At 65.2% G+C, this 20,162-nt stretch carries 19 protein-coding genes, 1 tRNA gene, 2 pseudogenes and 1 riboswitch; of the genes and pseudogenes, 12 read left to right on the forward strand and 10 right to left on the reverse strand.

Going from position 1 to position 20,162, the window contains the following annotated elements:
* Positions 1 to 400: 400 nt before the first annotated feature.
* The 4 genes and pseudogenes from CFB17_RS04775 to CFB17_RS04790 form a co-directional block, all read right to left on the reverse strand.
* A complete protein-coding gene (locus CFB17_RS04775) occupies positions 401 to 979 on the reverse strand; it encodes a class I SAM-dependent methyltransferase (RefSeq protein WP_088560279.1) in 579 nt (192 codons plus the stop codon).
* A 103-nt stretch (positions 980 to 1,082) separates the two neighbouring features.
* Positions 1,083 to 1,498 (reverse strand): annotated as a pseudogene (locus CFB17_RS04780) (nuclear transport factor 2 family protein).
* 58 nt (positions 1,499 to 1,556) lie between these two features.
* Entirely contained in the window at positions 1,557 to 2,156 is a 600-nt protein-coding gene (locus CFB17_RS04785; RefSeq protein WP_088560280.1) for an NADPH-dependent F420 reductase, read from the reverse strand.
* A gap of 76 nt (positions 2,157 to 2,232) precedes the next feature.
* Positions 2,233 to 2,967 (reverse strand): annotated as a pseudogene (locus CFB17_RS04790) (SDR family NAD(P)-dependent oxidoreductase).
* 230 nt (positions 2,968 to 3,197) lie between these two features.
* Between CFB17_RS04790 and CFB17_RS04795 the strand changes: the two are divergent.
* Complete coding sequence (locus tag CFB17_RS04795) at positions 3,198 to 4,091, forward strand: LysR family transcriptional regulator (protein WP_088560281.1); 894 nt, start codon at positions 3,198 to 3,200, stop codon at positions 4,089 to 4,091.
* A 177-nt stretch (positions 4,092 to 4,268) separates the two neighbouring features.
* On the opposite strand, the gene CFB17_RS04800 is transcribed toward CFB17_RS04795, so the two are convergent.
* Together CFB17_RS04800 and CFB17_RS04805 are read right to left on the reverse strand one after the other, a co-directional pair.
* Positions 4,269 to 4,358: transfer RNA gene (locus CFB17_RS04800), tRNA-Ser, on the reverse strand.
* Positions 4,359 to 4,469: 111 nt separating this feature from the next.
* The gene (locus CFB17_RS04805) at positions 4,470 to 4,808 is read right to left on the reverse strand and encodes a (2Fe-2S)-binding protein (RefSeq protein WP_133063837.1); all 339 of its coding nucleotides are present in this window, start codon (positions 4,806 to 4,808) and stop codon (positions 4,470 to 4,472) included.
* A 241-nt stretch (positions 4,809 to 5,049) separates the two neighbouring features.
* Between CFB17_RS04805 and CFB17_RS04810 the strand changes: the two genes are divergently transcribed.
* From CFB17_RS04810 to CFB17_RS04840, 7 genes are all read left to right on the forward strand, one after another.
* Entirely contained in the window at positions 5,050 to 5,964 is a 915-nt protein-coding gene (locus tag CFB17_RS04810) for an ABC transporter permease subunit (protein WP_088560283.1), read from the forward strand.
* A gap of 4 nt (positions 5,965 to 5,968) precedes the next feature.
* Positions 5,969 to 7,294: a high-affinity branched-chain amino acid ABC transporter permease LivM gene (gene livM / locus CFB17_RS04815; RefSeq protein ID WP_088560284.1), complete on the forward strand. Its 1,326-nt coding sequence runs from the start codon at positions 5,969 to 5,971 to the stop codon at positions 7,292 to 7,294.
* A complete protein-coding gene (locus CFB17_RS04820) occupies positions 7,291 to 8,142 on the forward strand; it encodes an ABC transporter ATP-binding protein (protein ID WP_088560285.1) in 852 nt (283 codons plus the stop codon). The genes livM and CFB17_RS04820 overlap by 4 nt, the downstream gene beginning before the upstream one ends.
* Positions 8,139 to 8,873: an ABC transporter ATP-binding protein gene (locus CFB17_RS04825; protein ID WP_088560286.1), complete on the forward strand. Its 735-nt coding sequence runs from the start codon at positions 8,139 to 8,141 to the stop codon at positions 8,871 to 8,873. The genes CFB17_RS04820 and CFB17_RS04825 overlap by 4 nt, the downstream gene beginning before the upstream one ends.
* Positions 8,873 to 9,217: a DUF6867 family protein gene (locus CFB17_RS04830; protein WP_243389737.1), complete on the forward strand. Its 345-nt coding sequence runs from the start codon at positions 8,873 to 8,875 to the stop codon at positions 9,215 to 9,217. The genes CFB17_RS04825 and CFB17_RS04830 overlap by 1 nt, the downstream gene beginning before the upstream one ends.
* 104 nt (positions 9,218 to 9,321) lie before the next feature.
* A complete protein-coding gene (locus CFB17_RS04835; RefSeq protein WP_088560287.1) occupies positions 9,322 to 10,428 on the forward strand; it encodes a branched-chain amino acid ABC transporter substrate-binding protein in 1,107 nt (368 codons plus the stop codon).
* A 294-nt stretch (positions 10,429 to 10,722) separates the two neighbouring features.
* Entirely contained in the window at positions 10,723 to 11,328 is a 606-nt protein-coding gene (locus tag CFB17_RS04840) for a DUF1013 domain-containing protein (protein WP_088560288.1), read from the forward strand.
* Positions 11,329 to 11,371: 43 nt separating this feature from the next.
* Here CFB17_RS04840 and CFB17_RS04845 read toward each other — a convergent pair whose 3' ends face one another.
* The 3 genes from CFB17_RS04845 to CFB17_RS04855 form a co-directional block, all read right to left on the reverse strand.
* Entirely contained in the window at positions 11,372 to 11,641 is a 270-nt protein-coding gene (locus tag CFB17_RS04845; protein ID WP_088560289.1) for a hypothetical protein, read from the reverse strand.
* Between the two features lie 141 nt (positions 11,642 to 11,782).
* On the reverse strand, positions 11,783 to 12,976 hold the full coding sequence (locus CFB17_RS04850; protein WP_088560290.1) for a M20 aminoacylase family protein: 1,194 nt from the start codon (positions 12,974 to 12,976) through the stop codon (positions 11,783 to 11,785).
* Between the two features lie 234 nt (positions 12,977 to 13,210).
* A complete protein-coding gene (locus CFB17_RS04855; protein WP_088560291.1) occupies positions 13,211 to 13,981 on the reverse strand; it encodes a hypothetical protein in 771 nt (256 codons plus the stop codon).
* A gap of 121 nt (positions 13,982 to 14,102) precedes the next feature.
* Between CFB17_RS04855 and CFB17_RS04860 the strand changes: the two genes are divergently transcribed.
* The 4 genes from CFB17_RS04860 to CFB17_RS04875 all read left to right on the forward strand — a co-directional run bounded on the left by CFB17_RS04860 (position 14,103) and on the right by CFB17_RS04875 (position 19,374).
* The gene (locus CFB17_RS04860; protein ID WP_088560292.1) at positions 14,103 to 14,708 is read left to right on the forward strand and encodes an HdeD family acid-resistance protein; all 606 of its coding nucleotides are present in this window, start codon (positions 14,103 to 14,105) and stop codon (positions 14,706 to 14,708) included.
* Between the two features lie 165 nt (positions 14,709 to 14,873).
* Complete coding sequence (locus tag CFB17_RS04865; protein WP_088560293.1) at positions 14,874 to 18,224, forward strand: transglutaminase family protein; 3,351 nt, start codon at positions 14,874 to 14,876, stop codon at positions 18,222 to 18,224.
* Between the two features lie 29 nt (positions 18,225 to 18,253).
* A riboswitch (cobalamin riboswitch) is annotated at positions 18,254 to 18,453 on the forward strand.
* 26 nt (positions 18,454 to 18,479) lie between these two features.
* Positions 18,480 to 18,671 (forward strand): CbtB domain-containing protein, encoded by a 192-nt coding sequence (locus CFB17_RS04870; RefSeq protein ID WP_207761940.1) that lies wholly within the window; start codon positions 18,480 to 18,482, stop codon positions 18,669 to 18,671.
* Between the two features lie 16 nt (positions 18,672 to 18,687).
* Positions 18,688 to 19,374: a CbtA family protein gene (locus CFB17_RS04875; RefSeq protein ID WP_088560294.1), complete on the forward strand. Its 687-nt coding sequence runs from the start codon at positions 18,688 to 18,690 to the stop codon at positions 19,372 to 19,374.
* 6 nt (positions 19,375 to 19,380) lie between these two features.
* On the opposite strand, the gene CFB17_RS04880 is transcribed toward CFB17_RS04875, so the two are convergent.
* Positions 19,381 to 20,016: a glutathione S-transferase family protein gene (locus CFB17_RS04880; RefSeq protein WP_088560295.1), complete on the reverse strand. Its 636-nt coding sequence runs from the start codon at positions 20,014 to 20,016 to the stop codon at positions 19,381 to 19,383.
* Positions 20,017 to 20,162: the final 146 nt, after the last annotated feature.

A 20,162-nucleotide genomic window follows, 5' to 3' on the forward strand; every position in this document is an offset into this window, starting at 1 on the left:
GACTGTGGGCGGGATTGCGGGTCAAGCTGCGTGGCATTATAGGGTAATATTATAATTCAACGACTTATTGGCAATTAATGGCGGGGTACGCCCGACGAAGATGAGTGCTATGTCTACGCTATAGCTCTCTAAAACCGCACGGTGCATTCCAGCGTTTGGCGATTTCTGAACGGCAAGGCCTGTGGGATAGCGATCGGTCGGCTGCCAGGAAGCCAATGTGCTGAAACGCCGATTCGTTTGCCTATCGTGACGTTACCGCGTCTGACGAATGTCTGCCAATCCCGCGTAGATCTCCGAACGATTGCGTGCGGAAGCCGCAATTTCAGCTCAAGAAGCCGATCATCGGCAACGGGCGCGTTTGCCCCGACCGGAGGCGAAATGAAGTCGGCACCGGGACCTGTCAGGGCTTCACGAAGCGGTACGCTAAACGATCGGTCTCGCCCTTGATCGTTGGATCGAACACCTTAACCGAGTGCGCATCGTCCTTGTTCGCAAGCATGGCGCTTTCCGCCTCCAATACGAAGCCGGCCGCCTCCACCTCCTCGCGGACGGAGGCAGGGTCGATCCGATGCAGCGACTGTGCGTCCCTCGTGCCCGCCCCCGCGGCGGCGGCATGATCGACGATGACGTACGACCCACCGGACTTCAGCCGCTCGTACACGACTCGATTGAAGTCGGCCGCCGTCGCGTCCCTGGCCTCGATCAGCGCGGCATGGAGATCGTGGTAGAATAGGTGCAGCCACAGGACATCCGCTGGCTGCGTGACCTCCGGCATTGCGACGAGATCCGCTGATACGGCTTCGACGTTCTCTCGGCCAGGCTCCTTCGCGAGCGCCCGCATGCGGCTGACCGAATCGCTCTTCACGTCGGAGAAGAGGCGCGTCCAGTCTCCGTCGCCTGGGTACACGTCGATCACGGTGGAGCCCGCATCGATGCCGGCAAACCGGATTAGCTCGGATAGCTTGGGTTGGTCGTACATCGGGGTCTCCGTTACGGCTGGGCATTCGACAAGCGCGCGGCGTGCGAGGGGGCGCGACGGCTGATCCACCGCCTATCCGGTGGCGCGGGCTCCAAAGGCCGACCTACGCAGGCCCGGACGCGTCCATCTGCGAGGCCCGGGCAAGCGCTTGCGTGTCGATGTATTCCCGGATGCTCGTCAGCTTGCCGTCTCGAACCGTAATGGCAAAGATCTAGTCGTCCACAAACGTCTTGTTGGTCGCTTTGATCTTTCCCGTCGCGAATCCGCGACGACGAGGAACCGGTCTCCTTGCGCCACGAACTCCTGGGGCTCCGTGGACATGTCTATCGACCTGGATGCCGTCTCCAGCAGATCCGCCAGCCCGGCGTGTCCGTGTAGCGTCCCGGCCAACGGCCAGTCCTCGCCCGGAATGATCCACTCGATGTCTTCGGCGACCAACGCCAGCAGAGCCCCCGTGTCGCCGCGGCCGATCGCAGCGAAGAAGTCCTTCACGGTCTGGATGTTCGTCTCAATGCTCATGGAATTTCTCCATTCCCAACGGATTGTGTGCCGCCTACCGGCGGGCACGCCGTGTTCATCAGTCGAACTTGACCAGGTCCTTGAAGATCAGCCGGCCCCAGCTGTTTCCGCGCGCCTGGACGAGCAGCCCGCCCTCCGAAAGCCCGCCGAGCTTTACCGGCGCGAACCCGAGCTTCTCCGCAAGTGCGCCGATCTCCGTCGCGGCGGCATCATCGTCGCTCGCCAGGAACACGGCCCTCCTGCCACCGTGTACGGCCGGATCCTGCTCGAGGATGCCAGCGACCAGATGGTTGAAGCCCTTGACCAGCCTGGCACCGGTGAAGGCCTGCGCGACGGCCTTGGCGGAGGATTGTTCGACCAGTTCCTCGGCGGACACGCCGTAGGCATTGGTTACATCGACGATGATCTTCCCCTGCCAGGTGGGCAGCGCCTTCGCGATTACCCGGTATGACTCGAAACGGACCGCCAGGAAGATAATGTCCGCCCCGACGGCTTCCGCCAGTGTCCCGGCAATGACCTTAGGCCCGATCGCCGCCGCTTCAGCTGCAAAGCTTTCCGGGTCGCGCGTGGTGGCGACGGAGACTTCGATGCCCTTGCGGGTGAATGCCTTGGCCAGGGCCTGGCCAACGGCGCCGAAGCCGATAATAGCGTAGCTCATAAACTTGTCCTTTGGATTACCACGCTCAACCGGCGCTCCGAATGTTCGAATGGAGCGCCCGGCCGGGCGTCGCGCGTCAGAGTTGCGCCAGGCCGCCGTCGACGGCGACCTCGCTGGCGGTCATGAAGCTGCTGTCCGACGACGCGAGAAAGGCGGCCACGGCTCCGATCTCCGCCGGGTCGGCCATGCGCTGGAGCGGAGTCATCGAAGCGAAGACCTTCTGCCCCTCCTCGCCGAGCGCTTCCTTCGCAAGCTCGGTCGCGGTCGCCCCGGGCGACAGCACGTTGACCCGGATGCCGGTGCCCTTCAGATCCTCCGCCTAGCTCCGCGCGAGGTTGCGCACCGCCGCCTTGCTCGCGCTGTAGGCGGTCATCCCCGGGGCGCCCGTGGTGCCGGCGCTCGATCCGGTCAGGATGATCGAACCGCCCGGACCCATCAGCGGCAGCGCCTTCTGGACGGTGAAGATCGTCCCCTTCACATTGGTGTCGAAGGTCTCGTCGATGTGCTCGGCGGTGATCTCGCCAAGCTTGGACATGCTTCCAGCTCCGGCATTGGCGAAGACGATGTCGAGGGTTCCGCGCTCGGCCTTCACCGCCGCGTAGAGCCGGTCGAGGTCAGCCTCATCCGAGACCGAGCCTTTCACCGCGCGGGCGTTGGGCCCAAGCTCGGCCACAGCGGCGTCAAGTGCTTCCTGCCGGCGGCCGAAGAGGAAGACGAAGGCGCCTTCCTCGATAAAGCGCTTTGCCGAGGCGCGGCCGATGCCGGTGGCACCGCCCGTGATGATGGCGGTCTTTCCATTCAATCTGGTCATGTCGTGTGTCCTTCGTTTCGCCATCACGAGTTTTGGCTTTACTGGGAGATCCCCCAAGAGCCCCGATATGTGTTCGCCGAAGTCCGACGGTGAGTACGAAATCGCGCACATCGTCGGTGCGAAAACGATCCGGATAGACGATATGACGTCGCGACGGTCGTCGTGCACACTGCGGTTCGGCGTGCTAGACAGCGTTTCGGAAGGCGCAGCTGGTGGCGCGGGAATGCACCATGATCGACTGGGATGACGTTCGCTACTTTCTTGCTGCCGCGCGCTGCGGCTCAGTGCGGGCCGCCGCCAAGCGCCTGGGGGTGAACCACGCGACGGTGTTGCGACGCATCGCCCAGCTTGAGGAGCGCCTCGGGGCGCAGATGTTCGAAAAGCTGCCTTCGGGCTACCGCCTGACGGCCGCGGGCGAGGAGGTCCTCGAGTTCGCGGATCAGATGGAAGCGTCGTCGCACCAACTGGAAACGCGCATCTTCGGGCGCGACCAGAGCGTGCGCGGGCTTCTGCGGGTGACGCTGCCCCCGCCCCTCGCAGCACACCTGCTCATGCCGGACTTCGCCGACTTCATACGCCTGCATCCGGGCATCGAGATGGACATCCTGTCGTCCGGCGAGCTGGCAAACCTGACGAACCGGGAGGCCGACGTGGCGATCCGTGTCGTCTACGACCGCGAAGCTCTGCCGCTCAATCTTCACGGCCTGAAGGGACCGGAGCTATTCGGCGGCTTCTATATGTCCGGCGATCGCCTCGCCCAGTGGCGGGCGGGCGGACCGGAACCCAGGTGGATTTCTGTAAGTGGTCATGGAGTACCGGACTGGACCCGCGAGGGTGAGCTTCGCACAGCTGGAGCTCCGTTCAGGACCATGGATCTCGAAACGCAGATCGCGGCGGTACGGCAAGGGATCGGCATCACGACGCTGCCGTGTTTCGTCGGAGATACCGATCCCCTGTTAGAAAGGGTGCCAGATACCGACCTCCACCTGTATGGACCGGTCTGGCTTCTCACTCAGGGGGAGACCCGCAAGACGAAGCGCGTACAACTCTTCACGGAGTTCTTATCCCGCAAGCTCGCCGCCTACGCTCCGCTTCTAGCGGGGCAGTCCATATCGCCCGACTGACATCTGGCAGATCGCCGGCGAGGTTGCCGTTCAGCCGGCAAAGCGGTTGGGGCGATTTCTGCCGCCACGGCGTTGCCAGCTTTGGTTCGAACTCGCGCGAGAAGTCCGTGCGGCAATCGGCGGTGATTGAGTAGCAATCTCGCAGCATATCGCGCCATAGCGTAGAATCGGCGGTATTGGCGGAGAGGGTGGGATTCGAACCCACGGTACGCTTACACGCACAACGGTTTTCGAGACCGCCCCGATCGACCACTCCGGCACCTCTCCGCAACGAATGGGCAAGCTCGCGATCGGGAGCCGCTTCTTAGTCGAGGATCGCGGGCCAGGCAAGTGGGCCGTCAAGAGCGGCCTGACCAGACCGCGGCGCAAGAATTCGCGTCAGGCGGCGGCCTCGGAATCGTCGACGTCGTCGCCGCCAGCCTCGATGGCACCACATAGCGCGGCAGCGGCGCAGACAGCCTCGCATCCCGTGTGGTCCTGGAGCGTGGCGGCCTGCATCTGCGCGGCCTGGGCCACCGCGCGCGCCTCATGAAATAGGCGGCGCATCTCCGGCACGCACTTGCCGCATTGGACGCGGCAGCCGAAGCAGCGATAGACCTCGCCCGCCGTGCGGCACATCCCCGAACAGGCGACCTCACTGACCGACTTGTCGCTGATGCGATTGCAAAGGCACACGATCATGATGACCCATTTTAGGAACGGGGCACGGCCTATCAAGCGCTCTCTTTAACAAGCACCTTAAACTGTTTCGAAGCTATACTGGGAACTGGTTGAAGCACTGCTTGATACGCCGCCGATGGACACGGCGCTGTGGCCCGGCCGCATCGGGTTCTTGCCAGCCACGAAAGCCTCGTCTACCCGGTTGGAAGCTCCGCCCCTGGCTGCTTGAGCACTTGGCCAGTCGGGGCGCCTTCGTCATCCTCTCGCCCATCCTGCACCGCGCCAGCCGGACATCCCGATGCTCTATTTCCTCCAGCAATTGATCAACGGTCTCACGCTCGGCGCCATGTATGGCCTGATCGCCATCGGTTACAGCATGGTCTACGGCATCATCGGCATGATCAATTTCGCCCATGGCGACATCTATATGATCGGCGCCTTCGTCACCGTGATCGCCTTCACCACGCTAGGCATCGTCGGCATCACCTGGATGCCGCTGGCCCTCATGGTCGTGCTGCTTTGCGCCATGCTGTTCACGGCCGCCTATGGCTGGACGGTCGAGCGCATCGCCTACCGGCCATTGCGCGGCTCGTTCCGCCTGGCCCCGCTAATCTCGGCGATCGGCATGTCGATCTTTTTGCAAAACTACGTCCAGGTGGCGCAAGGGGCCAACGTCAAGCCACTGGCTCCCATCATCACGGGCGGAATCCAGCTGGGCAGCGACGGCAGCTTTTCCGTCGGCATCAGCTATGTGCAGATCATGGTCATCGTCCTGACCACGGTCTTGATGGCGGCCTTCTCCTTCCTCATCGCCAAGACGCCGCTTGGCCGTGCCCAGCGGGCCTGCGAGCAGGACCTGAAGATGGCGGGCCTTTGCGGCGTCAATGTCGACCGGACGATCTCGACCACCTTCGTCCTGGGCGCGGCGCTGGCCGCCGTCGCGGGCCTGATGGCGTCGCTCTATTATGGCGTCGTCGACTTTTTCATCGGCTTCCTGGCCGGCGTCAAAGCCTTCACGGCGGCCGTGCTGGGCGGCATCGGCTCGATCCCGGGCGCCATGCTGGGTGGTCTGCTCCTGGGCCTGATCGAATCCTTCTGGTCCGGCTATTTCTCGATCGAATACAAGGACGTGGCCGCGTTCGGCATCCTTGTCGTCGTCCTCATCTTTCTGCCGACCGGCCTTCTGGGCAAGCCCGAGATCGAGAAGGTCTAAGGGCATGCCATCAGCCGTCAGCAAGCAGGCCCTGCCCGCGGCCCTCAAGGATGCAGCCATAGCGGCGATCGTCGCCTTCATCCTCTTTTTACCCATCATCGGCATGCAGCTGCAGCCGGGATCGGGCGGGCTCGATGTCAATTTCCGCCTGCCCCTCGTCCTCATCGGCGCCGCCATCGTCTTCGTCGGCCGTCTGCTTCTGGGCCTCCTCGGCAGCCGACGCCGGGCGCCGCGTGCTGGCCCCAGTATCATGGAAAGGGTTGCCGCCGGCGTCGCCGCCAATGGCCGCTGGCTCGGCCTCGTCGGCATCCTCTTTGCATTGACGATGCCGTTCATGCCGTTCTCCAACCGCTATGTCGTCGATGTCGGCACCACCGTTCTCATCTATGTCATGCTGGGCTGGGGCCTGAATATCGTCGTGGGCCTGGCCGGCCTGCTCGACCTCGGCTACGTGGCCTTCTACGCCGTCGGCGCCTATTCCTTTGCTCTGCTCGGGACCACCGCCGGCATGGGCTTTTGGTACTGCCTCCCCCTGGCAGGGTTGCTCGCGGCGATGTTCGGCCTGCTCCTGGGCTTTCCCGTCCTGCGCCTGCGCGGCGACTATCTGGCGATCGTCACGCTGGGGTTTGGCGAGATCATCCGCATCGTGCTGCTCAACTGGACCAATGTCACCAACGGCCCGAACGGCATCTCCGGCATCCCGCGCCCGAGCTTCTTCGGCCTCGATTTCGCCCGTAGTCCGGAACCCGGCACCACGGCCTTCCATCAGTATTTCGGCATTCCCTATTCGGGCGAACAGCGCGTCATCTATCTCTATTTCCTCATCCTCCTTCTGGCCCTCATCACCAATTTCTTCGTCATCCGCATTCGCCGGCTGCCGATCGGCCGTGCCTGGGAGGCGCTTCGCGAGGACGAGATCGCCTGCAAGGCGCTGGGCATCAATCCGACCAACACCAAGCTCACGGCCTTCGCGCTGGGCGCGATGTTCGGCGGTTTCGCCGGCGCATTCTTCGCCACCCGCCAGGGGTTCGTCAGCCCTGAGAGCTTCACCTTCATCGAATCGGCCATCATCCTGGCGATCGTCGTTCTGGGCGGGATGGGCAGCCAGATCGGCGTGGTTCTGGCCGCCATCATCATCGTCCTCCTGCCCGAGCTCGGCCGCGACTTTGCGCAATATCGCATGCTCATCTTCGGCGCTGCCATGGTGGGCATCATGATCTGGCGGCCGCGTGGCCTTCTTGCCCATCGAAGCCCGACCGTCCTCCTCCATCCCAAGGGAGGACCCAGGCCGGCCGACGTGCCACCCAGCGTCAAGGAGGCCGGAGCATGAGGGAGCAAGGCGGTCTCGAGGTCACGCATCTCACCATGCGCTTTGGCGGCCTGGTCGCCGTGAACGACCTCTCCTTCAGCGCCAGAGGCAAGGAGATCACGGCCATCATCGGCCCGAACGGGGCCGGCAAGACGACGGTCTTCAACTGCCTGACCGGCTTCTACAAGCCGACCGTCGGCGAGCTCGCCTTCATGGGACGCGACGGCCGCATCCTGCTGGAGCAGTTGGACGGCTTCGTCATCGCCCGCCACGGCCTCGCCCGCACCTTCCAGAACATCCGCCTTTTCCCCGGCATGAGCGTCCTGGAAAATCTCCTCGTGGCGCAGCACCAGCCGCTCATGCAGGCCTCGGGCTTCACGCTGCTCGGCCTCTTTGGCGCCCGTCGCTACCGCGAGGCGGAAAAAGACGCGATCGAGCTCGCCCGGCAGTGGCTGGACCGCATGGAACTGACACACCTGGCCGATTCGCCGGCGGGTGCCCTCCCCTATGGCCAGCAACGCAAGCTCGAGATCGCGCGCGCCATGTGCACGCGACCGACCATGCTCTGTCTGGACGAGCCCGCCGCCGGACTTAATCCGCGCGAGACAGCGGAGTTGGGCATTCTCCTCAAGGCGATTCGCGACGAGACCGGGATCGGCATTCTCCTCATCGAGCACGACATGGGCATGGTCATGGGCATCTCCGATCACATCATCGTCCTCGACTATGGCCGCAAGATCGCCGACGGCACGCCGCTTGCGGTGCGCAGCGACCCCGAGGTGATCAAGGCCTACCTTGGCGAGGAGGACGACGACGAGCTGCCGCCCGAGATCCGGGCCGAGATCAGCGAGACGGCGGCACGAGCATGAGTCGGCCCATGCTGCAACTCGAGGACGTCCACACCCGCTACGGCAATATCGAGGCGCTCAAGGGCGTCTCCGTCGAGGTCCGCCAAGGCGAGATCGTGACCATCATCGGCTCCAACGGTGCTGGCAAGTCCACACTGCTGATGACCATCTGCGGCAGCCCGCAAGCCGCCGCCGGCCGCATCCTCCTGAATGGCGAGGACATTACCCGCACCGCCCCCTACGACATCGTCCATCTGGGCATCAGCCAAGCCCCCGAGGGCCGGCGCATCTTCGCCCGCATGAGCGTGCTCGAAAACCTGCAGATGGGCTCGGTCCCCTCGGGCGGCCGCCATTTCGAGGAAGACGTCCAAAAGGTATTCACCCTCTTCCCGCGCCTCAAGGAGCGCATCAATCAGCGAGGCGGCACGCTCTCGGGCGGCGAGCAGCAGATGCTCTGCATCGGACGAGCCCTGATGGCGCGCCCTCGCCTCCTCCTCCTGGACGAGCCCTCCCTCGGCATCGCCCCCATCCTCGTCCGCCAGATCTTCAACGCCATCGTCGAGATCAACAAGGAGCAGGGCCTCACCATCCTCCTCGTCGAGCAGAACGCTTTCCAGGCGCTCAAGATCGCCCATCGCGCCTACGTCCTCTCGACGGGCCGCGTCGTCATGGAAGGCGCCGGCCGCGAGCTCCTGGCCAATCCCGAGGTTCGCGCCGCCTATCTCGAGGGCGGCCAGAAGGAGGTCGCGTAATGGATCTGCTGGGCTCCTCGGTGCCGGTCTTCATCGGCCTGACCCTCATCCTCATGGGCGCGGCCGCCTTCATGGCGGGGCGCTCCATCGCCTATCAATGGCGGCCCTTCTGGCTCGTGGCGCCGGCCGCCTTCGGCCTGGCGCTGGCCGACCGCTTCCTCACCTACGCGCTCTTCAACGGCCCGTTGCTGCATCCGCCGGGCTTGCTCCTCCAGTTCGTCATCCTCCTTCTCTTCGCGGCCCTGGGCTGGCGTCTCACCCGCGTGGCCAAGCTCTGCGGCCAGTATCCCTGGCGCTACGCGCGCTCCGGCCCTTGGTCCTACCAGCGGCTCCAAGATGACTGAGACGCCATCTTGCCAACCACCGCGCCCTTCGTTTCTATCTGTTCATGCGTTCCGCAACACCACGTTTCGGGCATCGGCCTAAAGGCCTCTTCAGGAGTATCAAGATGACTCGTCTGACCTCGCTGCTGCTCGCTGCCACGGCAGCCACGGCCCTCGTGGCAGGCACCGCCAGAGCCGATATCGTCATCGCCACCGCCGGGCCGATGACTGGCCAGTACGCGGCCTTCGGCGAGCAGATGAAGCGCGGTGCCGAAATGGCGGTCAAGGACATCAACGCCAAAGGCGGCGTCCTCGGCCAGAAGCTGGTCCTCAAGGTCGGTGACGATGCCTGCGATCCGCGCCAGGCCGTGGCCGTTGCCAACCAGTTCGTCAATGACGGCGTTGTCTTCGTCGCCGGCCATTTCTGTTCGGGCTCCTCGATCCCCGCCTCCGCCGTCTATCACGAGGAAGGCATCATCCAGATGTCGCCCGCCTCGACCAACCCCACCTTGACCGACCAAGGCTTCGACAACGTCTTTCGCGTTTGCGGCCGCGACGATCAGCAAGGCCCCTACGCCGCCGACTACGCCATCAAGAACAAGCTCTTCACCAAAGTAGCCATCGTCCAGGACAAGAGCGCCTACGGCAAGGGCCTGGCCGACGCGTTCAAGGCCGAGCTCAACGCCAAGGGCACGACCGAGGTCTCCTACGATGCCGTCACGCAGGGCGATAAGGATTTCTCGGCGCTGATCACCAAGCTCAAGGAGGAAGGTGCCGACTTCCTCTATTACGGCGGCTACCACACCGAACTTGGCCTCATCACCCGCCAAGCCAAGGAACAGGGCCTGAAGCTTGCCATCATGTCGGGCGATGCCATCGTCACCGACGAATACTGGGCCATCACCGGGACCCAGGGTACCGGCACCTACATGACCTTCAGCCCGGACCCGCGCAACATCCCGGCCGCCGCCGCCGTCGTAAAGGAATTTCAGGCCACCAACTACAACCCCGAGGGCTACACCCTCTACACCTACGCCGCGATCCAGGTCTTCGCCGAGGCCGCCGCCAAGGCCAAGTCGTCTGAGCCCGACAAGGTCCTCCCTGTCCTCCGAGATACCAGCTACGACACCGTGATCGGCCCGGTGGGCTTCGACAAGAAGGGCGACAAGACCGGCCAGAACTACGTCATGTTCCAGTGGAGCCAGGACGGCAAATACGCCGAGATCAAATAGACGAGCTCTCGCTGACATCGTGACCGGGGGCCCCTTGGAGTGCGCCCCGGTCGCCCCGACGATGCGGGCATCGTCGCATCGCCCATAAGCGCATGCCAGTGACTCTCGGCGGTTTTTATTCCTAAATCAAGCTGCGACCATGGCCCCCTTTCGTGTCGGGGGCCTGACGCGCTATATCTACTGCAGATAGTCTCCACGGTCGTGGACGCTCTGCCTTCACGTCTAACGGTGCGCGTACCGGTGCCCCGCCCCTGAACGGCAGGCACCGCGCCGGTCGCGAAAAAGGATCATCCGATGGATCGCCCCTTGATGCCGAAGGCCACCGCCGTGTGGCTGGTCGACAATACCGGTCTCACCTTCGAGCAGATCGCCGACTTCACGGGCCTCCATCCCCTTGAGGTCAAGGGCATCGCCGACGGCGAAGTCGCAGCCGGCATCCGTGGCCTCGACCCCGTCGTCGCCGGCACGCTCACGCGTGAGGAAATCGCCCGCTGCGAGCAGGACAAGAAGGCCCGGCTCCGCATGGAGAAGTCGATCGCCCTCGACGTCAAGCAGCCCAAGCGCAAAGAGCCACGCTACACTCCACTCTCCAAGCGCCAGGACCGCCCTGACGCCATCGCATGGCTCTTGCGCAACCACCCCGAGCTCGGCGAGCAGGCGATCTGCAAGCTCTTGGGCACCACCAAGAATACCGTCCAGTCGGTCCGAGATCGCACACACTGGAAGAGCCAGGACATCCGTCCGCGCGACCCCGTGCTCTTGGGCCTCTGCCAGCAGATCGAACTCGACGAGGCCATCGCTCGCGCCAGGGCAGACATGCCGCAAGGCGCCAGGCCGCAGCCAATCGATCCCCTCCCCGCCTATGACGAGCCGCTCGAATCCTTCGACAGCGATCGCTAGCGCCTCACGGGCCTGCGAACCGGGCACTCCCGCTGGCGGAAGATCAGGGGAGTTCCATGCCCCGCTTGCGCGCAGCCGCTCGCTCCCGCGAGCGGTCGACGATCCCGGCCGAGAGGGCCTGACGCTGCGGCCGGGATAGATGATTGAACATCCGCCTCGCCGTTCGCATCGCTTCCAGGTCGCCTCGCCGCAAGCCGCGCTTTACCGCGTGATAAAGCAGGGCACTCGGTCCGAGCCGGCTCTCCACCACCGGCAACAGGTCGGTAAGGAACGACCGAAGACAGGTCTGCTCGCCCCAATAGCGCTCGTCCATGCATCTCCCCGAAAAAGGATGCAGGCCCGATCGGTCGCGACGACGAAGGCCATCGATCACGACCACGCGGCCCCGCTCCGCAAGGCGGCCGCCTTTGCCTCAGGCGGCAGGCTCGATGCTCAATCAGGCCTGCCGATTTTGTCAAGCGGCTTTGGCAGTCTCGGCCCGGCGCGGCAGCAGATGCTCGGTCAGCTTTGCCCAGTACGTGACCCCCAAAGGCAGCATCTCGTCATTAAAGTCATAGGTCGGGCTGTGACAGACCTTCCCCTCGCTGGCGCCGCCCACACCCAGCCAGATATAGCTGCCGGGCTTCTTCTCTAGCATGTAGGCGAAATCCTCACCGCCCATCGAGGGCGCCATGTCCCAGACCACCTTGTCCTCGCCCACGATCCCGCGTGCCACCTCGGCGCCGATTCTGGCCTCGGCGCTGCTATTGATCGTGGCCGGATAATTGGGCTGGAACCGCAGATCGACCTCGACCTCCTGCGCCAGGGCGATCCCGGCACAGATCGACCTGATCCGCTGCTCCACCTCGTCCTGGACCTTCCGCTCATAGGTCCGCACTGTCCCCCAGAGCTCAACCTGCCCGGGAATGACGTTATAGGCATCGCCGCCCGCGATCCTCGTCGTCGACACGACGGCACTCTTCAAGGGATCGACCGTCCGCGACACGATCGACTGCAACGCGCCTACCAGCAACGAGGCCGCCACGATCGGATCGCGCCCCTGATGCGGCATCGCCGCATGGCAGCCTTTGCCCTTCACGAGGATCTCATATTCAGCCGTGGCCGCCATGATCGGCCCCTCGCGCATTCCGAACTGCCCGGCTGGAAGGTCCGGCCAATTATGCATGCCAAAGACGCGCTCCGCCGGAAACCGCTCGAACAACCCGTCCTGCATCATGGCCGCCGCACCAGCGCCACCCTCCTCAGCGGGCTGGAAGATCAGATAGACCGTGCCATCGAAGCAACGCGTCTCGGCCAGATACCGGGCAGCACCTAAAAGCATCGTCGTATGCCCGTCATGCCCGCAGGCATGCATCCGCCCCTTGGCCCGCGACGCCCACGCAACCCCGCTCTGCTCATCCATCGGCAGCGCGTCCATGTCGGCCCGAAGGCCGATCGCCCCCTTACCGCTGCCATTGCGTAAAACCCCGACGACACCCGTCTTGCCAAGACCCTCATGAACCTCGTCCACGCCGAACGACCGCAGCTTCTCCGCCACGAACCGCGCCGTTTCCACTTCCGTGTAGGCAAGCTCCGGATGCTCATGCAGATGCCGCCGCCACGCCACCAACTCGTCCTGATACTCCGCCACCCGATTGATCACCGGCACGATGAAACTCCCAGAGATTGTCCAAGGACCATGATGCCTCCGCCGGACAGGAGCCACCAGTCCCTCGGTGAGAGGATTGGGTAATAGCCTCCGGCGGCCCTCGGCGATCTGATGATCGCCGCCTCGCTGCGAGACAGCAGGGATGCCTCCGGTGGCCAGGGGGCACCGCCCCCTGGACCCGGGTTGGGGCGGGATTGTTGGTGCGGGTGAGGATTGAGTCTCAGCCGGCCAGGATCACGAGGGCGGGCCGGTCCCATAGCGGCCGATCTTCCGCGCACCCTGCAAGCGTATCGCCGCCTGCATGCTCTCCGCCGGCCGCTCGTGCCAGTACCGCGCCACACCCCGCGCCACCGCCTCAAGGCGAAGCGAGGGCAGCGCGTTCGGACCAAGGCCCGTACCCATCCGCTCGGCCTCGGACGCCAGCTTGTCCGCCAGACGGTTCAGCTCAGCCCGGTTGTCCCGCGCCACCCGGCGCAGATCGGCCAGGGCCAGCGCTTCCGCCTCCTCCTGGTGCTCGGGTATCGCCGCGCAATGGCTCCAGTCGCCCGGCGGCTGGCACGGCTCGGCCGGCGGTACGGGTGGGCGACGCTCGGGCCTGGGGTGCACCTCCCGTGCGGCGGCCTCGGCCCGGGCGACGAAGCGCTGGGCCATGCTCCGGGCCGGATCGCGGCCCCGGTGCTGCTCATGGAGGACGAACATGGCGACCCGCATGTCGCCCGTCTCCAGACCCATCTCCAGGATGGAGAGCGCCAGGGGTGCCAGCCGGGCGATGCGCTCCTCATAAGGGAGCGATGCCACCGCGCTGTAATGCCGAAGCAGTTCCTGGAACTCCTCGTCCCGGAGCAGCTTCTCGACTTCCATGACGGGAACGCGATTGACGAGCGCCATCTCCTCGGCACTGCGTCCGGCCGCCATGGCCTGGGCCGTGCGCCTGCGGTCGCGCCTGGCCCAGAAGGGATAGCGGCGCCGTGGCGGCTTGGTGGCGAGGCGGTCGGTCCAGTCCATCGAAAAACTATAATAGGTTTTTATACCTTTGACTATCGCAAAAGGCACGTTTTAGATGTGGCAGGGTGGCGGTGGAAGGCGCGTCGTGCCTCGCCACGCGAAGCAGCAAGGAATGGCACCCATGGCCGAACCGTCCAGAACCCCCTCTTTTCTCGGACCGGATCTGACCGCACTACACCTCAAATGGGGGTGGTTCGTCGTCCTGGGCGTGGTGCTCCTGATCTTAGGACTGATCGCCCTCGGCAACCTCTTCGAAGCCACCATCGTGAGCATTTATTATCTGGGTGCCCTCATGCTGCTGGGCGGCATTGCCGAGGTCATCCACGCTTTTGGCGTCAAGACCTGGGGCCGCTTCGCCTACTGGCTCCTGAGCGGCCTGATCTACTGCCTGGCCGGCATCCTTGCCTTCGTCAATCCACTCCTGGCCTCGGCCGTCTTGACCCTCGTTTTGGCCATCAGTCTGATCGTGGCCGGCATCCTGCGGCTGGTCGCAGGGTTTTCCAGCCCAAGCGGCGGCCTCTCCGGCTGGATCGTTCTGAGCGGCATCATCACGCTGCTGGCCGGCCTCGTCGTCGCCGTCGGCTGGCCGGTCAACAGCCTGTTTATTCTCGGGCTCCTGCTGGCGATCGATCTGATCTTCCAGGGCTGGGCCTCCGTGGCTCTGGGCCTGGCGATGCGGCGCCTCGGCGGGGATCGCCTCCCGCCGGCGAACGGCACCCTCGCCTGAAAGCGACCTTGAAGAGAAAAACTGGCCCGCTCGTTGCTGAGTGAGAGCATGACGAACCGGCGGCCGGGCGTCGGCTGGCACCGTGCCGGCTAGCTTGCCGGGCGGTGACGCTTCGCGCGGCATCTGCCTAAGTGAACGTCGCCAAGGGAGGGGGAGACGCTCGACATGGTCATGCACGTCGCACTCAATCATCGAACGAGCTACAGCTACGATCGGCTGGTCAATCTGGGCCCACAGGTCGTGCGACTCCGGCCGGCGGCGCACAGCCGCACGCGCATCCTCAGCTATTCTCTGAACGTCAAGCCGGCCAAGCATTTCATCAACTGGCAGCAGGACCCGTTCGGCAACTGGCTGGCGCGCCTGGTCTTCACCGAGAAGACCGACCATTTCTCGGTCGAAGTCGATCTTGTGGCCGAGATGGCGGTCCTCAATCCGTTCGATTATTTCCTCGAGCCCACGGCCGAGCAATGGCCTTTCGAGTACGATCCGGCGCTGAAGAAGGACCTCGAGCCCTATCTGGCGGCACCGCCTTTAACGCCGCGGTTGAAGGCCTGGATCGCCGACGTCTCGCGCGAGCGCCGCGACACCTCCACCTTCCTGGTCGACCTCAATCAGCGACTCTGGCGCGAGATCGGCTATCTCGTGCGCATGGAGCCGGGCGTGCAGGCGCCTGAGGATACGCTGCGGCTGGGCTCCGGGTCCTGCCGCGACAGCTCCTGGCTGCTGGTGGCCATCCTGCGCCACCTGGGCCTGGCCGCCCGCTTCTGCTCCGGCTACCTCATCCAGCTGAAGGCCGACATGAAGGCCCTGGACGGCCCCTCAGGCGCCGAGGAGGACTTCACCGATCTCCATGCCTGGGCCGAGGTCTACCTGCCCGGTGCCGGCTGGATCGGCCTCGATCCGACCTCGGGCCTCCTGGCCGGCGAAGGCCATATCCCGCTTGCCGCCACCCCCTCGCCCGAGACCGCCGCGCCGATCAGCGGTGCCGTCGAAAAGAGCGAGGTGACGTTCGACTTCGCGATGAGCGTCAAGCGCATCTTCGAGCAGCCGCGCGTCACCTTGCCCTATACCGAGGGACAGTGGGCCGACATCGTCGCCTCCGGCCAGGCGATCGATGCCCGCCTGGAAGCCGGCGACGTGCGCCTGACGATGGGCGGCGAGCCCACCTTCATCGGCATCGACGACCGGGACGCCGCCGAGTGGAACGTCGATGCCGTCGGTCCGACCAAGCAGCAGCGCGCCGACGAGTTGATCCGTCGGCTGCGCCGCCGCTTCGCGCCGGGCGGCATGCTGCATCACGGCCAGGGCAAATGGTATCCGGGCGAGCAATTGCCCCGCTGGTCCTACAGCCTCTACTGGCGCGGCGACGGCTTTCCGCTCTGGCAGGACGAGAGCCTGGTGGCGGAGGAGACCGACGAGCGGGCGACGATCGCTGACGCCGAACGATTCACCAGGCTTCTGGCCGAACGGCTGGAGGTCAAGGCGGACCATGTTCAGCCGGCCTTCGAGGACCCGGCCTATTTCGTCTGGAAGGAGCAGAACCTCCCGGAGAATCTGGACCCGGCCAACAACAACCTCACCGATCCGATGGACCGGCAGCGCCTGGCCGAGGTCTTCGCGCGCGGCCTCGACAAGCCATCGGGCTATGTCCTGCCGATCCAGCCCTGGCAGGGTGCCGCCGCCGCCGACAGCCGCCGGCTGGTGCGCTGGAAGAGCGAGCGCTGGACGACCAGACGCGGGCGGCTCTTCCTCGTGCCGGGCGGCAGCCCGGTCGGCTACCGCCTGCCGCTCTCCGCCCTCCATCACCTGGAGGAGACGGACTATCCGCACGTCTATCCGGTGGACCCCTTCGCCGCCCACGCAGCCTTGCCGGCCGTGACCCCCAGCTTCCAGGAGCGCCACACCACGGCACCATCCTCACCCGTGCGCGGCGGCTGGGGGAGCGATCCCAATGCCAGCAATGCCGGCAATGCCCATGCGGAGGCGGAACCGGACGTCGATGTGCGCACGGCGCTGGCGGTCGAGCCCAAGGACGGCAAGATCGCGGTCTTCCTGCCGCCTCTTCCCGGAGCCACCGAATATGTCGATCTCGTCGCCGCTATCGAGGAGGTGGCTGGCGAGCTGCGTCTCCCCATCCGCCTTGAGGGTTACACGCCGCCTGCCGACCATCGCCTGAACGTCATCAAGGTGACGCCCGATCCCGGTGTGATCGAGGTCAACATCCACCCGGCCTCGAGCTGGGCGCAGCAGGTAGCCGTGACCGAGGCCCTCTACGAGGAGGCCCGCCTGGCCAGGCTCGACACCTGCAAATTCATGATCGACGGCCGCCAGGTCGGCACGGGCGGCGGCAATCACATCGTCGTCGGCGGCGAGCGGCCCGAAGACAGCCCCTTCCTGCGTCGTCCCGACCTTCTGGCCTCGATCGTCACCTTCTGGCAGAATCACCCAGCCCTCAGCTATCTCTTCTCGGGCCTCTTCATCGGCCCGACCAGCCAGGCACCGCGCAGCGACGAGGCCAGGAACGACCAGCTCTACGAGCTCGAGATCGCGCTCGCCCAGATTCCCGATCCCTTCGCGGGCGGCCCGCCCGTGCCGCCCTGGCTGGTGGACCGGCTCTTTCGCAACCTGCTGATCGACGTCACCGGCAACACGCACCGGGCCGAGATCTGCATCGACAAGCTCTACAGCCCCGATGGCCCGGCCGGACGACTGGGCCTGGTCGAGTTCCGCGGGTTCGAGATGCCGCCGCATGCGCGCATGAGCCTGGCCCAGACCCTCCTGATCCGCGCCTTGATCGCCCGCTTCTGGGAGCAGCCCTACCGGCAAAAACTCGTCCGCTGGGGTACGCGCCTCCATGACCGCTTCATGCTGCCGCATTTCGTCTGGGAGGATTTCAAGGACATCCTGGCCTTCCTCAGGGAGGACGGCTTCGATCTCCGCGAGGAATGGTTCCTCACCCATTTCGAGTTCCGCTTTCCGCGCTACGGCGCGGTCCAGTGCCGCGACGTCGAGATCGAACTCAGAGCGGCCCTGGAGCCCTGGCACGTGCTGGGCGAGGAGGGAATCATCGGTGGCACGGCGCGCTATGTCGACAGCTCGCTCGAGCGCCTGCAGGTACGGGTAGCCGGGCTCACGGGCGAGCGCTACGCCGTCACCTGCAATGGCAAGACCGTGCCGCTCTCGACGACGGACGATCGCGGCATCGGCGTGGCGGGCGTGCGCTTTCGCGCCTGGCAGCCGCCCCAATGCCTGCATCCGACCATCGGCGTGCACTCGCCTTTGGTCTTCGACCTGGTCGATCGCTGGAACGGTCGCAGCCTCGGCGGCTGCACCTATCACGTTGTGCACCCGGGCGGCCGCAGTTTCGAGACCATGCCGATCAACGATTTCGAGGCGGAGGGCCGCAGGCTCGCCCGCTTCCAGGCCATGGGCCACACGGCCGGTCCGATGACCGCCGCCCCGGCGGTGGTCCATCCGGACTTCCCGCACACGCTGGATCTCAGACGCTTTCCCTGATGGAGGTTGATTAACTATCCAAGCTTGCTAGCTTTGGCGCGTCGAACGGTTTCCGGCCGCTGCCGGAATGAAAAGGGAACGCCGTCATAAAGCGGCGACTGCCCCCGCAACTGTAGGCGGCGAGCCTGCCACCGCGTTCTTGCTCGGCCACTGGGCTCGCCCGGGAAGGCCATGCGGTGCCAGGCAGCGACCCGCAAGTCAGGAGACCTGCCGCTCGACGGGTAACAAAGGCTAACATGACGGAGGGTCATCGCCATGGCCGCGCATCAGGTAACCATCGCTTCCACCGCCGCCGGCACGACCAGCCGCGCCAGCGTCCTGCTCCAGGCCTTCATCGCCATGGGGCTCGGTCTTTTCATCGTCGGCATGGTGGGCTTTTCCCACATCGAGGTGGTCCACAACGCCGCGCACGACACGCGCCATTCCAACGCCTTCCCCTGCCACTGAGCGCAGGCAGGGACCCATGGACATCCTGCGTCGCATTCTAGCCACGGCCCTGGCAGCCGGCATCTTGGCCGGCCTAGCCATCACCGTCTTCCAGCATTTCTCGACGGCCCCCCTCATCCTGAACGGCGAGGTCTACGAGGAGCAGGCCGCCGCCAGCATGCCGGCCACCCATGACCATGAAGGCGTTGCCGCCTGGGAGCCCAGGAACGGCTTTGAACGCACAGCCTACAGCTTCCTTGCCAATCTTCTGACCGGGGTCGGCTTTGCCCTCGTGCTCACCAGCCTCTACGTCCTCCGCGGCCGGCCCGTCACCTGGCGGGAAGGGCTCCTCTGGGGACTGGCCGGCTTCGTCGTCGTCGCCCTGGCGCCGGGCCTCGGCCTGCCGCCCGAGCTACCGGGCATGCCAGCCAGCGCACTCGGCCCACGCCAGACATGGTGGGTGGCAACCGCGCTCCTGACAGCGATCGGCCTGGCCCTCGTCTTCCTGCGGCGCGATCTCTGGGCTGTGGTGCTGGGCGTCGCCCTCATCGTCGCTCCGCATCTTTGGGGTGCGCCCCCGCCAATGGACGAGCCCAGCACCGTGCCCGCCAGCCTGGAGCACAGCTTCATCGTCGCCGTGACGATCTCCACCTTCCTTTTCTGGGTAGTGCTGGGTGCCTTGAGCGGCGCTTTCTACCGACGCTTCGGCGGCAGCGCCGCCTGAGACGCCTCAGGGGTGAAAGAGGCTGATCTGTTCGGCCTGGAGCGCGTCCCGCACCGAGGGACGCTCGGCCAGCCTCGCCGCGTAGGCGCTCCAGGCTGGCCGCGTCGTGCGGTCAATCGTCAGTCCCGCCTTGATGCTCCAGCGATAGAGCACGAGGAACATGGGATCGGCGATGCTGAAAACGCTACCGGCCGCGAAGGCGTTGGCCGCCAGCCAGTCCTCGATCTCCTTGCCGAACCGCTCCAACCGCTTCAGGCCCGCATCGCGCACTGGCCCAAAATCCGCCTCGCGCTCGACGAAGCGCTCCGTGCGCCAGAGGCCGGCCACCGCGACTTGGGCAGTGTTGCTCTGCCAGGCCACCCATTCCAGGCATTTGGCCCGCTGGCCCTCGTCCTCCGGCAGCAGGCGGGCCTGCGGATAGCGAAGCGCCAGGAAGGTCATGATGGCGGCGTTCTCGGTCATGATGCCGCCATCGTAATCCAGTGCTGGCAGCATGCCGCGCGGGTTGATCGCCTTGAAGGCCGGCTCCTTTTGCGCGCCCTCGGCGGTGGAGACGAGAACGCGCTCGAACGCGGCACCCGTCTCGCGAAGCACGATATGCGAAGCGAACGAACAGCTGCCGGGACTGTAATAAAGTTTCAAGGATTATCTCCCGCATATCGACAATCGACCTTGCATCAAGGACGATAAGCCTCGACACGGCCGCACAAAGACAGAACGCACGGTGTACGAGCGATCATGCCGTGCCGCCAAGGTCAGTGTCGAGGGAGAGAAGGCTACCGCCCGCC

Origin of the sequence: Arboricoccus pini, from assembly GCF_900187945.1 — a bacterium.
GTDB lineage: Bacteria > Pseudomonadota > Alphaproteobacteria > Geminicoccales > Geminicoccaceae > Arboricoccus > Arboricoccus pini.

Bases quoted from the DNA above. Each gene is read 5' to 3' on its own strand.
- CFB17_RS04875 (WP_088560294.1), top strand. From the start codon at position 18,688: ATGGACATCCTGCGTCGCATTCTAGCCACGGCCCTGGCAGCCGGCATC.
- CFB17_RS04840 (WP_088560288.1), top strand. From the start codon at position 10,723: ATGGATCGCCCCTTGATGCCGAAGGCCACCGCCGTGTGGCTGGTCGAC.
- CFB17_RS04825 (WP_088560286.1), top strand. From the start codon at position 8,139: ATGAGTCGGCCCATGCTGCAACTCGAGGACGTCCACACCCGCTACGGC.
- CFB17_RS04865 (WP_088560293.1), top strand. From the start codon at position 14,874: ATGGTCATGCACGTCGCACTCAATCATCGAACGAGCTACAGCTACGAT.
- livM (WP_088560284.1), top strand. From the start codon at position 5,969: ATGCCATCAGCCGTCAGCAAGCAGGCCCTGCCCGCGGCCCTCAAGGAT.
- CFB17_RS04860 (WP_088560292.1), top strand. From the start codon at position 14,103: ATGGCCGAACCGTCCAGAACCCCCTCTTTTCTCGGACCGGATCTGACC.
- CFB17_RS04775 (WP_088560279.1), bottom strand. From the start codon at position 979: ATGTACGACCAACCCAAGCTATCCGAGCTAATCCGGTTTGCCGGCATC.
- CFB17_RS04855 (WP_088560291.1), bottom strand. From the start codon at position 13,981: ATGGACTGGACCGACCGCCTCGCCACCAAGCCGCCACGGCGCCGCTAT.
- CFB17_RS04810 (WP_088560283.1), top strand. From the start codon at position 5,050: ATGCTCTATTTCCTCCAGCAATTGATCAACGGTCTCACGCTCGGCGCC.
- CFB17_RS04870 (WP_207761940.1), top strand. From the start codon at position 18,480: ATGGCCGCGCATCAGGTAACCATCGCTTCCACCGCCGCCGGCACGACC.
- CFB17_RS04820 (WP_088560285.1), top strand. From the start codon at position 7,291: ATGAGGGAGCAAGGCGGTCTCGAGGTCACGCATCTCACCATGCGCTTT.
- CFB17_RS04845 (WP_088560289.1), bottom strand. From the start codon at position 11,641: ATGGACGAGCGCTATTGGGGCGAGCAGACCTGTCTTCGGTCGTTCCTT.
- CFB17_RS04785 (WP_088560280.1), bottom strand. From the start codon at position 2,156: ATGAGCTACGCTATTATCGGCTTCGGCGCCGTTGGCCAGGCCCTGGCC.
- CFB17_RS04795 (WP_088560281.1), top strand. From the start codon at position 3,198: ATGATCGACTGGGATGACGTTCGCTACTTTCTTGCTGCCGCGCGCTGC.
- CFB17_RS04830 (WP_243389737.1), top strand. From the start codon at position 8,873: ATGGATCTGCTGGGCTCCTCGGTGCCGGTCTTCATCGGCCTGACCCTC.
- CFB17_RS04835 (WP_088560287.1), top strand. From the start codon at position 9,322: ATGACTCGTCTGACCTCGCTGCTGCTCGCTGCCACGGCAGCCACGGCC.